This is a genomic window from Phaeocystidibacter marisrubri, assembly GCF_008933165.1.
Taxonomy (GTDB): Bacteria; Bacteroidota; Bacteroidia; order Flavobacteriales; family Schleiferiaceae; genus Phaeocystidibacter; species Phaeocystidibacter marisrubri.
Window position 1 is genome coordinate 502775 of record NZ_WBVQ01000001.1, and the last position, 12077, is coordinate 514851.

12 protein-coding genes are annotated in these 12077 nt (G+C 45.2%); 7 read left to right on the plus strand and 5 right to left on the minus strand.

Features of this window, described 5'->3' with window-relative positions; all coding sequences use genetic code 11:
* Nucleotides 1–7: 7 nt before the first annotated feature.
* The gene (locus F8C82_RS02185; RefSeq protein WP_151691793.1) at nt 8–283 is read right to left on the minus strand and encodes a hypothetical protein; all 276 of its coding nucleotides are present in this window, start codon (nt 281–283) and stop codon (nt 8–10) included.
* A 110-nt stretch (nt 284–393) separates the two neighbouring features.
* Here F8C82_RS02185 and F8C82_RS02190 point away from each other — a divergent pair, with 110 nt between their 5' ends.
* From F8C82_RS02190 to bshA, 3 genes are read left to right on the plus strand one after another with little or no spacing between them, the layout of a single operon-like run.
* Nucleotides 394–3309, plus strand: a complete 2916-nt coding sequence (locus F8C82_RS02190; protein ID WP_151691794.1) for a glycoside hydrolase family 3 N-terminal domain-containing protein — start codon at nt 394–396, stop codon at nt 3307–3309.
* Entirely contained in the window at nt 3306–3998 is a 693-nt protein-coding gene (locus F8C82_RS02195; protein WP_151691795.1) for a toxin-antitoxin system YwqK family antitoxin, read from the plus strand. Before F8C82_RS02190 ends, F8C82_RS02195 begins: the two co-directional genes overlap by 4 nt.
* Nucleotides 3998–5134: an N-acetyl-alpha-D-glucosaminyl L-malate synthase BshA gene (bshA, locus tag F8C82_RS02200; protein ID WP_151691796.1), complete on the plus strand. Its 1137-nt coding sequence runs from the start codon at nt 3998–4000 to the stop codon at nt 5132–5134. Before F8C82_RS02195 ends, bshA begins: the two co-directional genes overlap by 1 nt.
* Here the strand turns inward: bshA and F8C82_RS02205 are convergent.
* The gene (locus tag F8C82_RS02205) at nt 5131–5490 is read right to left on the minus strand and encodes a translation initiation factor (protein WP_151691797.1); all 360 of its coding nucleotides are present in this window, start codon (nt 5488–5490) and stop codon (nt 5131–5133) included. The genes bshA and F8C82_RS02205 overlap by 4 nt on opposite strands.
* Nucleotides 5491–5537: 47 nt before the next feature.
* Between F8C82_RS02205 and F8C82_RS02210 the strand changes: the two genes are divergently transcribed.
* On the plus strand, nt 5538–6332 hold the full coding sequence (locus F8C82_RS02210; protein ID WP_151691798.1) for a TrmH family RNA methyltransferase: 795 nt from the start codon (nt 5538–5540) through the stop codon (nt 6330–6332).
* A gap of 288 nt (nt 6333–6620) precedes the next feature.
* Here F8C82_RS02210 and F8C82_RS02215 read toward each other — a convergent pair whose 3' ends face one another.
* Together F8C82_RS02215 and F8C82_RS02220 are read right to left on the minus strand one after the other, a co-directional pair.
* Nucleotides 6621–6908 (minus strand): hypothetical protein, encoded by a 288-nt coding sequence (locus tag F8C82_RS02215; RefSeq protein ID WP_151691799.1) that lies wholly within the window; start codon nt 6906–6908, stop codon nt 6621–6623.
* On the minus strand, nt 6908–7501 hold the full coding sequence (locus F8C82_RS02220) for a sigma-70 family RNA polymerase sigma factor (protein WP_170266122.1): 594 nt from the start codon (nt 7499–7501) through the stop codon (nt 6908–6910). Before F8C82_RS02220 ends, F8C82_RS02215 begins: the two co-directional genes overlap by 1 nt.
* A 107-nt stretch (nt 7502–7608) precedes the next feature.
* Here F8C82_RS02220 and F8C82_RS02225 point away from each other — a divergent pair, with 107 nt between their 5' ends.
* The gene (locus F8C82_RS02225) at nt 7609–8058 is read left to right on the plus strand and encodes a heme-binding domain-containing protein (protein WP_151691801.1); all 450 of its coding nucleotides are present in this window, start codon (nt 7609–7611) and stop codon (nt 8056–8058) included.
* Here F8C82_RS02225 and uvrA read toward each other — a convergent pair.
* Nucleotides 8055–10865, minus strand: a complete 2811-nt coding sequence (gene uvrA / locus F8C82_RS02230) for an excinuclease ABC subunit UvrA (protein WP_223279412.1) — start codon at nt 10863–10865, stop codon at nt 8055–8057. The genes F8C82_RS02225 and uvrA overlap by 4 nt on opposite strands.
* A gap of 316 nt (nt 10866–11181) precedes the next feature.
* On the opposite strand from uvrA, the gene F8C82_RS02235 reads away from it, so the two are divergent.
* Nucleotides 11182–11769: an RNA polymerase sigma factor gene (locus F8C82_RS02235; RefSeq protein WP_151691802.1), complete on the plus strand. Its 588-nt coding sequence runs from the start codon at nt 11182–11184 to the stop codon at nt 11767–11769.
* A gap of 70 nt (nt 11770–11839) precedes the next feature.
* A complete protein-coding gene (locus F8C82_RS14700) occupies nt 11840–11986 on the plus strand; it encodes a hypothetical protein (protein ID WP_170266123.1) in 147 nt (48 codons plus the stop codon).
* Nucleotides 11987–12077 lie beyond the last annotated feature (91 nt).

Consider the following 12077-nt stretch of genomic DNA (forward strand, 5'->3'; position numbering starts at 1 on the left):
GAATGGGTTACTGCGAAAGGAAAATATAAGCGATAAGCATGAGAAGTGCGAAGATAACGAGGATACGCATGGTACTCCCCTTATTTTGCTTAGAGTTATGACGAGATCTTTCCATTTTATCTCGAACATTTCTCAAATAATCATCCTTGTTTTCATCGGTAACCCCTTCCTGGCCTTTAGCTGCCATCATCCGCTGCAAGCGATCCTTGCGCTCATCGTAAATGCGATGGCCCAAGCTAAAAGGCTTTGGTTTGCGTTGATTCAGAAATGGTATTCGGGGCATAACGGTCTTTAATTTACGAATTCACTACTCAAAAACTGAGCCAGCAAGCGGAATGAATATTGCTGAACCCTACTCGATATCGTATTATTGACGGATCAATTTAGCTATACATGCACACAATCCGGTTGAACTTCAAGCTTTCTCTACTTTTTCTGATGATGACGGCCTCTTTTGGCCTCTGTTCACAACCCTTTTATCAAGGTGACGATGCGTCAGTGTGGGCTGACAGTACCATGAAATCTATGACGATTCAACAGAAAATTGGTCAGTTGTTCATGGTAGCTGCCTACTCCAATAGAAACGCGGCGCACGAACGCGAACTTACTTCCCTTATCGAGAATCACCATATTGGAGGGTTGATCTTTTTTCAAGGGGGACCTGTTCGTCAGGCTAGAATGACGAACCGATTGCAAGCCAAGTCTGACGTTCCTCTAATGATAGGAATGGATGCTGAATGGGATTTGGCCATGCGTTTGGATAGCGTGACTCAATTGCCTTGGCCCATGACACTGGGGGCAACCAATGATAGCAGCTTGGCTTATGAGTACGGAAAGACAATCGCGCGTCATTGCAAGCGTTTGGGAGTTCACTTCAACTTTGGGCCTGTGCTTGATATCAACACCAATCCTGATAATCCCATCATCGGAGTTCGGTCATTTGGAGAAGATGTGGAACGCGTCAGTCGCTTGTCGGTTGCCTACACTTTGGGAATGCAAGACCATGGCGTGCTCGCTTGTGGAAAGCACTTTCCCGGACACGGCGACACCGATCAAGATTCACACAAAACTCTTCCATCTGTTCACCAATCCTATCCCCGATTGAGCGAAGTAGAGTGGGCTCCGTACCGCGAGAATTTTAAACATGGTTTGGCAAGTGTAATGGTCGCTCACCTCAATGTTCCTTCGTTGGACAGATCAGGAACGCCTACCTCACTTTCACCTATTGTGGTAGATTCTCTTCTCAGGAATGAACTTGGCTTTGACGGTTTGGCCTTTACAGATGCGCTAAATATGCGCGGTGTAAGCGATTTATATCCACCAGGTGAAGTTGATCTCAGAGCCCTTTTGGCAGGAAATGACGTGTTGCTATTTGCGGAAGATGTTCCTGCCGCGGTTCAAAAGATTACGGCGGCCATTGCTTCTGGAAAATTGAGTGAAAAGGAGTTGGACCTTCATGTACGTCGAATTTTAATGGCCAAGTATGGTGCAGGTTTGGCGAATTATTCACCCATTGCGGTAGAGAATATTATTGCGGATTTAAATGATCACGATTCACGAGTGCTCATCAAGCAGATTTATGACCAAGCAGCAACAGTGGTGGTCAATAAGGACAGAATCTTGCCCCTTCAAAACTTGGAGAATGAAAAGGTAACCGTTGTGAATATCGGTTCCCGAATCAACAACAACTTAGCCGATGCTGCTGCTCATTACTCTTTGGTGGAATCTTTCGATTTTACGGGAGCTAATGCCTCTGAGGTCCTTAAAAAAGTGGCCCTGAGTGATTTGGTGATCGTGGGATATTTTACGGATAATACCAATCCATGGAGAAGGTATGTGATGAACGAAGAGGAGAAGCGGTTTATTCAACGACTTTTGCTTCAGAACCGAGTGGTCTTCGTTCACTTTGCCAATCCATACGGACTCAAATCTACTCCTGAAATATTGGAAAGTGAGGCCGTTATTCAAACCTATCAAAATACGTTTGATGCCGCTCTTAGTGCGGCCCAGATCATCTTTGGCGCACGCGAAGCATCTGGGACACTTCCGGTGAGTATTGGTGTGCTCATGCCTTCCAATCACGGAATTCCTACGCTGGATTTAAATCGTCTTCGCTATGGGTTCCCAGAAGAAGTGGGGATGGATGCGACAACCCTCGCAAGAATAGATGCCGAAGTTCAGCGTGCTATTCGTGCCAAAGCCACGCCAGGTGCACAAGTGGTGGTAGCCCGAAGAGGAGTGATTGTCTATGAACGATCATTTGGGAAACCAATGTATTCGAGCTTGGAAACGGTAAAGTGGGACGATATTTACGACATTGCTTCGATTACCAAAATAGCGGCGACACTTCCCATGGTGATGCGCATGTACGACGAAGGGAAACTGGAACTCAACGACGAGTTGGGCAAATTTCTCCCCGAAACCATCGGCACGAACAAGGAGCATTTGAAAGTGATTGACGTTCTGACACATCAAGCGGGTTTGCAAGCGTGGATTCCATTTTACATCGAAACCCTTGAAGCACAGAAACCCAGCAACACCTATTACAGTAAATCTCTCAAAGAAGGCTATACCATTCAGGTGGCCAAGGATTTGTACATCCGCGATGATTACCGCGATACTATTTATGATTTGATACTAAAATCGCCCTTGGAGAATCCGGGTAAATACAAGTATTCTGATTTGGGGTATTATTTAATGAAGAAGATCGTAGAGCAGACCTATCGCGCTCCCTTGGACGTATTGGTTCAAGAGTTCCTCTATCGTCCATTGGGTGCATGGAGTATGGGTTTTCATCCGCGAGAGCGTTTTTCACTGGACAAAATCATCCCAACAGAGGAGGATCGCTACTTCAGGTATCAGCTCATTCAAGGCTTTGTGCACGATCAAGGTGCGGCCATGATGGGAGGTGTAGGTGGACACGCTGGAGTGTTTTCCAATGCAAACGACTTGGCAAAGCTGATGCAGATGTACCTCAACGACGGAGAGTACGGCGGTCACCGATATTTTCGCCCTGGCACTATTGAACTCTTTACCAAGTGTGCTTTTTGTGAGAATAAGAATCGCAGAGGTATTGGATTCGATAAACCACAATTGGAAGGGGCTGGTCCCGCTTGTGATTGTGCAAGTCCCAAATCGTTTGGTCATACCGGATTCACCGGAACTATTGCATGGGTGGATCCCTCCGAGGATTTAGTGTATATTTTCCTGAGCAATCGCGTCTATCCTGACGCTGAGAACAGAGCACTTATTTCCATGAACATTCGCACCAATATTCAAGAGATAATCTACGATAGCCTTTTACCATGAAGAAGTTCGCACTAGCATTCGGATTTATCCTCTCCATTGGACTTTCCGCTCAACCTGATACGCTTCTGCTTCCCGACCACATCAATCAGGAGAACAGGAAGGGAGAACGCGTAGGGACATGGGTAGATTTACATTCCAACATGTGCGTAAGTACCATCACCGAATATGTAGATGGTAAGATTGATGGATTCCGCATTATGTTCACCGATCGAGGACAAATGTTGTCGCAAGAACTATTTTCAGAAGGCAAGTTGAATGGCCTTCAACGCTATTACGATCAGAGGGGAAATCTCGTACGCGAACTCACCTTTGAGGAGGGTGTAAAGAATGGAGTGGAGTGGGAGTATTATCCTGGACACTTCACGCTTAAGCAGTCGTTTTCTTGGAAGGATGGCGTAAAGAATGGAGAGTCGGTTTGGTACTATCCAGGAGGTGGACCGAGCGCGCGATACATGTACGTGGATGGCGAGATTGAAGGAGAGGTAATTTATTACTACGAGGATGGTACTGTGAAGCAAGTTTCAGATTATGTGGCTGGCAAGCGAACCGGATTCCATGAAACGCGTTATCCTAATGGAAATAAAAAGGAAGTTGGAGAGTATTATGAGAACCAGCAAGTAGGAACTTGGTACTTTTACAGCGAAGAAGGAGAGCTCATTCGAACAGAAGAGCACAAAGCAAAAGACTAATGATAATCGGGATTGTTTGTTACCCAACCTTTGGAGGATCGGGTGTTGTGGCTACAGAACTAGGTGCTGTACTTGCCAAGAAAGGACACAAGGTTCACTTCATCACATATAATCAGCCTGTTCGATTGGACATTCTGGAGGAGAATATTTACTATCATGAGGTGAATGTTCACGATTATCCATTGTTCCAATACCAGCCTTATGAGCTTGCGCTCTCCAGCAAGATGGTAGATACCGTATTGAATGAAGGGATTGAAATTCTCCACGTTCACTATGCTATCCCACATGCATATGCAGCCTACATGGCAAAGAAGATTTTGGCAGATAAGGGAATCCACATTCCAGTGGTTACCACCTTGCACGGAACGGATATTACATTGGTGGGAAGAAATCCATCGTACAAGCCAGCTGTTACCTTTTCCATTAATCACTCCGATTATGTGACTTCAGTGTCTGAAGACTTGAAGCGCGAAACTTTGAAATTCTTCGTGGTTCGCAAGGATATTGAAGTCATTCCAAACTTCATTGATCTCAGTTTGTACAACAACGCCAAGCGATGCAATAGAGCAGGGCTAGCACATGAAGGTCAGAAGATCATCACCCATATATCCAACTTTAGAAAGGTGAAACGCATCATGGATGTGGTGGAAATCTTTGCCAAAGTGCATGAGACGGTTCCATCTCGACTGGTGATGATAGGTGACGGTCCAGAGCGCGAACGCGCCGAAGATAAGGCCAAGGATTTAGGTGTTTCTGAAGATGTTCTCTTCTTGGGTAAGACCAATGAAGTGGAGCGAATACTTTGCATGAGTGACCTCTTCTTACTCCCTTCAGAAACAGAGAGTTTTGGTTTGGCAGCATTGGAAGCCATGGCCGCAAAAGTTCCAGTTATCTCGTCAAACGCCGGAGGTCTCACAGAGGTGAATATGCACGGTGTGACTGGGTATACCGCCAATGTAGGAGATGTAAAGACGATGGCTAAATACGCCACAGAAATACTAACGGATGACGCCAAGCATGCGGAAATGAGCATGGCTGCGTATCGTCAAGCAGAGACCTTCAGCATTGATCGCATTACGCCGAAGTACGAAGAGTTGTACGAAAGAGCATTAAAGAACGTAACGCCGTTGGTTTAACCGCCAACGCGTTTCGTTTTGTATCCATGGTCTTCTAAATAGGCCATTACTTTATCGCGTACAGCTCCTTGAAGGAGGATTTCTCCATCTTTTACGCTACCTCCCACGCCACAATGTGAACGAAGGTCTTTAGCGAGCGACTTTACTTCATCTTCTGTTCCGGGATGCCCCATCACGAGCGTGGCTATTTTTCCTGCTCTTCCCTTTTTGGAAATGTGGACTTCTAAGGTAAAATCCTGACTATCATTGTCCTCTCCTCGCAAATCTGCAAAGAGGTCGCCAAAGGTTGCGCCTGGATTTGTCGAATAAACAATTCCGTCTTCGTCGTTTGTATGACGTTTTGATCTTTTACTCATACTGCGAAGGTACATCTGTTACCTAGAATACCGAACTTGCAAGCCGTATGAAAGAGCTAAATAGTATTCAGAATCCTACGGTTAAGAAGGTTGTTTCTTATATTGAAAAGTCTCGCGACCGCAAGAAGGATGCGGTTTTTGTTGTTGAAGGATTGAGAGAAAACGCTCGTGCCATTCAAACGGGATTGAGTCCGAAGTGGCTCTTTTATTCCAGTGAGTTTCTCAATGAAAACAAGATGAGAGACCTAATTGAGTACAGGGAGCCTGACGCATTGGTTCACGAGTGCTCAGAAGCCGTATTTGAAAAGATTTCATTTCGCTCTGGAGTGCCCAATGTAGTGGGGGTTTATCCTCGAATTGACAAGAGTTTGGCCGAGTTGGAACCAAAGGAGAAAGCCTTCTATTTGATTGTTGAATCGGTAGAAAAGCCAGGAAATTTAGGGGCGATTCTTCGCACGGCAAACGCGGCCAAAGTGGATGCTGTGATAGTGGCTAATGGGGTGGTGGATGTCTTTCATCCCCATGTGGTTAGAAATAGTCTAGGAGGCTTCTTTGATGTTCCCGTAGTCAGTGCGAGCAATGATGAAATTAGTGACTTTCTTTCTTCCCATAACATTCCGTGTTTCGTTACCTATTTGGAAGGTGCGGTGCCACATTTTGAATGCGACTTTAGAGAAGCTTCTGCCATTGTGATGGGAGCTGAAGATACAGGTGTTTCCCAACATTGGATCGACGTGGCAGATGCTTTGGTAAAGATTCCGATGAGTGGAGTAGTGGATAGCTTGAACGTAAGTGTTGCTGCGGGAATCATGCTTTTTGAAGTGGTTCGCCAAAGAAGCTAAAAGCATGCCTTTTGAGGTAGGAATGGTCAGAAAATGAAAGACCCGGGTTTCCCCCGGGCCTCACACCAAACCAATAAACCTAAGCTACCCAGGTAGATCCCTGGGCATTAGATGAGTCAAATATAGAACTTTATCTTTCATAACATTCCCCTAACATCAATTTTTTTGAAGCGAAATGGAATTTTCACGAAATCCTATGGGTAGTGCCTCAATTTGAACTTCTAGGCGAAATTTCAGGGTCAAATGAAGGGGGTTACATTCTTCAATAAACCTCCATTTGGAGGTAAGTTAATTGTTTTTTGAGGGCACATCAGTACTGGCAGTTTCCAGTGCGGATTTCCACTTGAGCTTTGTTTTATCGTCCACTTTAACCTCTTTTAGATGTTGGTGGTTGTGACTTAAAATGGAGTTGAGCTTTTTATTTTGTTTGCTGAATAAGGTGCAAAGTGCGCACCATTGCATGTGCATCCAAAGTCTCATTTGATCCAATCCAGATAAGGCCTTCTGTTCGTTCATTTCAGCCTTCATGGTCGCTTCTTCGCAGGTGAAGAATAACTTGTGAAATAGGTTTTCCATTATTGGGCTTCGAATTTTTTCAATTCATTGAAATACGATTGGTCAAGGCAGTCTCTTAGTTGCAATTTGGCGCGGTGGATTAAAACCCAATAATTGGACGAGGTGATATCAAGTACCTTACAAATCTCCTCAGATTCTTCATCTTCTATATACTTCATTCGGAAAGCTGAAGCCCCTTTACCTTTCAGGTTGTCTATGCACCTTTCGAGTGCGCTTTTCAATTGAGAATTTTCCAATTCACCATCGGGTTGGTCATCCCAACTTTCATGGGGCATGTGTTCGCCGTTCCAACCGCCGCTTTCATCGAAATAGGAGCTGATACTGACTTCTTTTTTAACGGAGACATCATCCTCACTTTGACGAGTACGCGTCTTTCGGTAGTGATCGATGATTTTGTTTCTGAGAATGCGCATCAACCAAGTTTTATCCGAAGCGCGCTCTTCAAAACTATCGAGAGATTTAAAGGCACTGAGCAAGGTGTCCTGAACGAGATCTTCTGCTATTTCCTTACTTCCCGTTCGTTGATAAGCAAAGCGAAAAAGCAAGTCTCCATAGGTGTCAACCCATTCACTGGCACGTTTTTGAGGATTCAATGGAGTAGTGTTAGGATTATATTCAATCTCAAGGTAGTATTATTTACCTTTCCGTTGACGAACGTACAATTCGTATCTTACATTTGATGTGACAAATCCTCATTCTGATGAAAAAGAAGAACACCCGCAGAATTTTACTTGGATTGATTTTCGTCCTTGCCGCTATGCAATTTATTCAGCCGGCTAAGACCAATCCAACAGATCCAGCAGAACAAGATTTTGCGAATGTTTACGACATTGATGCCGTGGATATGGAGATCATTCACAAAGCGTGCTACGATTGTCATTCGAATGAGACGGTATGGCCGTGGTACTCCAATGTAGCACCGGCGTCATATGTGGTTGTCAATCATGTGAACGATGCTAGAAAGCATCTGAATTTTTCCAAATGGGGCAGCTATGCCGCAGATCGCAAAGACCACAAGCTAGAGGAGTGCGTGGAGGAAGTTGAAAGTGGCGAAATGCCAATGTCAAGTTACATTCTCGCACATAGTGAGGCTCGAATTTCAGCAGAGGAAAGAGCACGCTTGGTCGAACTCTTCAAGTCGCTTCGCTAGTCTATTTTCTCTCGAATCGCTTCTCCGGTGGCGTTTCCTTTCAGTTCTAAAATACCCTCGGGCGTGCCTTGATAAAGAAGCTCACCGCCTTTTTCGCCACCTTCCGGTCCTAGGTCAATGAGCCAGTCGGCACACTTGATTACATCCGGGTTGTGCTCGATAACTACGATGCTGTGTCCCTTCTCGATCAAGGCATTAAAGGACTGAAGTAGTTTGTGGATGTCTTCAAAGTGAAGACCCGTCGTTGGCTCGTCAAAGATGAAGAGTTTCTTTCCTTCAGATTGCCCCATGATGAGGAAGCTGGCGAGCTTTACGCGCTGCGCTTCGCCACCTGAAAGTGTAGAAGATGATTGTCCGAGGTGTACATAACCCAAGCCTACTTCCCTAAGCGGGTTAAGGCGAGTAACAATTTTAGGTTGCTCGTGTTCCTTAAAGAAATCAATGGCATCATCCACTGTCATTTCTAGTACATCGTAGATGTTTTTCCCTTTGAACTGTACAGCCAGCACTTCGTCTTTGAATCGCTTGCCATCGCATTGTTCACACTTGAGGTGAACATCCGCCATAAACTGCATTTCGATCGTAACCGAACCCTCACCCTTGCAAACGTCACATCTACCGCCATCGGTGTTGAACGAGAAGTGCTTGGGTTTTAGGTTATTCATCTCTGAAAGCTTCTGCGAAGCAAAGAGGGCGCGAATTTCGTCGTAGGCTTTGAGATAAGTTACAGGGTTGCTCCGGCTTGATTTACCAATTGGATTTTGATCCACGAATTCCACTCCTGAGATGCGGTGGATGTCGCCTTCAACCGATTTGTGCTTTCCCGCTTTTTCGCCATAGCCTCCCAGTGCTTTCTGAAGCATAGGGTAGAGGATTCTGCGAACGAGTGTGGATTTACCTGAGCCGCTTACTCCTGTAACTACCGTGAACATGTGGAGAGGAAAGCTCACATCGATGTTCTTCAAGTTGTTTTCACGAGCTCCAGCTACTTCAATGGTGTACTTGAGTTCACGACGTTCTTTCGGGGTGGCAATTTCCTTGGTTCCGTTCAGGTATTGAGCGGTGAGGGTGTCTTTTTTCAGAAGGTTTTCAAGCGTTCCATCAAACAGAACTTCACCTCCATTAGAGCCCGCCCCCGGACCAATATCCACAATAAAATCTGCCGCCTTCATAAAGGCCTCGTCGTGTTCTACTACGATAACGGTGTTCCCAATGTCTCGAAGGTCTTGAACCACTTTCACTAAGCGGTCGGTGTCGCGCGGATGCAAGCCTATGCTAGGTTCGTCTAAGATATACATAGAACCAACAAGGCTAGAGCCCATGCTTGTAGCGAGGTTGATTCGTTGAGATTCTCCACCTGAAAGTGTAGCTGAAAGGCGATTTAGTGTTAGATATCCTAAACCCACCTCTCGGAGGTAATGCAAGCGATTGGTGATTTCGATGAGTAGACGTTTGGCTACTTTGTGATCGAACTCAGACAATGAAAGATCGGCGAACCATTGGTGGAGCTTGTCCATGCTGAGATCCACCAACTCCATGATGTTCTTGTCGCCCACTTTTACATACGATGCATCAATGCGCAGACGTCTTCCTTTACAATCTGGACATTTGGTCTTGCCGCGGTAACGCGAAAGCATAACGCGGTATTGAATCTTGTACGACTTTGACTCAAGATGCTTGAAGAAGGCATTGATACCTCTGAAGTACTTGTTGCCTGTCCACAGCAGCTCTTGCTGTTCGGTCGACAAATCACCATAAGCGCGATGGATGGGAAAATCGAATTTATCTGCATTTCGCACCAACTCATTTTTCCATTCTTGCATGGTATCTCCCTTCCAAGCCGCCACACAATCTTCATATACACTGAGAGCGCTATTCGGAATCACCAAATCTTCATCAATACCCATCACATTGCCAAAACCCTCGCATTTCGGACAAGCGCCGTAAGGGTTGTTAAAGCTGAAAAGGTGAAGTGAGGGTTCTTCAAATGTGATCCCGTCTGCCTCAAATTTGTTGCTGAACGTGACAATCTCATCTTGCTGAACCCAATGAATTCTACATTCTCCGTGTCCTTCAAAGAACGCCGTTTGAATCGAATCGGCGAGTCGGCTGTCGTTATCTTCATCGTCTTTCTTCGCCACCGCGCGATCAATGATCAATTCGGCATCTTGTGGCCAATCTTTTGGCTTTTGTTCGATGAGGTCATTGATATCTTCGGCTGTTCCATTCCACCAGATACGAGAAAAACCCTGTTGATGAAAGACGTTCAAGGCCTCTACTGTGGTTCTACCGTTGGGTTTAACAGGAGCAGTAACCATGAGGCGAGCACCTTCTTCTACGCTGTGAATGTGCTCCAGTACGTCGGATACGGAATGACGCATGACTTGCTTTCCAGAAGTAGGAGAGTAGGTCTTTCCGATACGCGCAAATAGAACCTTGAGATAATCGTAAATCTCGGTTGTAGTACCGACCGTAGATCTAGGATTTCTTGAAATCACCTTTTGTTCGATGGCAATGGCAGGCGCCAACCCTTTTATGTCATCGACTTCCGGCTTGTTCAATCTGCCCAAAAACTGCCGAGCATAAGACGAAAGGCTTTCCACATATCTACGCTGACCCTCAGCATACAATGTGTCGAAGGCCAAAGAAGATTTACCACTTCCTGAAACTCCCGTAATCACAACGAGTTTGTTTCTGGGAATGGTTAAATCAATGTTCTTCAAGTTGTGCACACGCGCACCAGAAATAACGATAGACTCGTCCATTTCAGCGGGTGTGGAAGTGATGTGTGGCGCCGTTTTTTCCATGGTTTGCAAAGGTAATCAATAGTGGCTAGCTATGAGCTATTGACCTCTGGCTATTAGGGGGAAGGTTGGGGGATAGGTGGGGAGGCTCACAATGTGGAATGATACGGGAGATTAGTGCTTTACAGGCTAGAGTTCAGGAGTCACGTGCCAGACACTAGGAACCAATTTCTACCTCCGATTTGCATGTTTCATTTGAAATCGTTTATATTTGGAGTTCAAGGCTCTCTCAAAAGCGCCCCATTTAACCTTATAAAGACGACTCTATAGCAACATTTCTACCCGTTTAATCAGGAATTAGGAACCAAATCGAACGGTTATGGATATGTTGCAATTGGATGACTCCGTCCTAGTGAAGGAGTACATGAATGGTCGTGAGGCGTGTTTAGAAGTTCTCATCAACCGCCACCAGTCAAGAGTTTACTCATACATCATTAGCAAGCTTCGCGATGAAGACTTGGCAAACGATGTGTTTCAAGACACTTTCGTCAAAGTGATTAATACACTTCGCGCTGGACGTTACAATGAAGAAGGAAAGTTTTTACCATGGGTGATGCGTATCGCACACAACTTGGTTATTGATCATTTCCGTAGAGCGAAGAGAATACCAACAGTATCTCCTTCAGATGACTTCGACATCTTTGATATCATTAAAGATGGAACTCCTACGATAGAGAATGTGATGATTCGCGAGCAGATTGAAAGTGATTTGACTCGTTTGGTTGAACAATTACCAGACGAACAGAAGGAGGTCTTGAAGTTGAGAATTTACTCTCGATTGAGCTTCAAAGAAATTGCCGAGCAAACGGATGTAAGCATAAATACTGCGTTAGGGCGTATGCGCTACGCTTTGATGAACTTGAGAAAGATCATCGAACAAAATGGAGTGAGTCTTACCGTTGACTAAAATTTTTCGGCGTATGCAATAGGCAGAATATTCCGGCGTTCTTGGAATATTAAACGATGACAAATTGCCTATGTATAACATTACTCCTAGCGAACGTAAAGCGAATGAACAGAAGAGAAACGCCCCTAAAAAGTGCATCGACTTCGTTCTTCAGTACAGCAAGAGTTTGCACGCCGACAAATTAGATGAGCGAGACGTGTTCATCCATTTGAATTAATTGGTTTCAAAACGAAAAAAGCCCCCGACATCTCTGTTGGGGGCTTTTTGTTTTAGATAGCGGGTGGTTGCTTTCAGGTTCGAGACTGGAG

Excerpts from the sequence above, each read along its gene's own strand:
- uvrA (WP_223279412.1), bottom strand. The coding sequence starts at position 10,865 with ATGGAAAAAACGGCGCCACACATCACTTCCACACCCGCTGAAATGGAC.
- F8C82_RS02225 (WP_151691801.1), top strand. The coding sequence starts at position 7,609 with ATGAAAAAGAAGAACACCCGCAGAATTTTACTTGGATTGATTTTCGTC.
- F8C82_RS02210 (WP_151691798.1), top strand. The coding sequence starts at position 5,538 with ATGAAAGAGCTAAATAGTATTCAGAATCCTACGGTTAAGAAGGTTGTT.
- F8C82_RS02190 (WP_151691794.1), top strand. The coding sequence starts at position 394 with ATGCACACAATCCGGTTGAACTTCAAGCTTTCTCTACTTTTTCTGATG.
- F8C82_RS02205 (WP_151691797.1), bottom strand. The coding sequence starts at position 5,490 with ATGAGTAAAAGATCAAAACGTCATACAAACGACGAAGACGGAATTGTT.
- F8C82_RS02215 (WP_151691799.1), bottom strand. The coding sequence starts at position 6,908 with ATGGAAAACCTATTTCACAAGTTATTCTTCACCTGCGAAGAAGCGACC.
- F8C82_RS02195 (WP_151691795.1), top strand. The coding sequence starts at position 3,306 with ATGAAGAAGTTCGCACTAGCATTCGGATTTATCCTCTCCATTGGACTT.
- F8C82_RS14700 (WP_170266123.1), top strand. The coding sequence starts at position 11,840 with ATGTATAACATTACTCCTAGCGAACGTAAAGCGAATGAACAGAAGAGA.
- F8C82_RS02185 (WP_151691793.1), bottom strand. The coding sequence starts at position 283 with ATGCCCCGAATACCATTTCTGAATCAACGCAAACCAAAGCCTTTTAGC.
- F8C82_RS02235 (WP_151691802.1), top strand. The coding sequence starts at position 11,182 with ATGGATATGTTGCAATTGGATGACTCCGTCCTAGTGAAGGAGTACATG.
- bshA (WP_151691796.1), top strand. The coding sequence starts at position 3,998 with ATGATAATCGGGATTGTTTGTTACCCAACCTTTGGAGGATCGGGTGTT.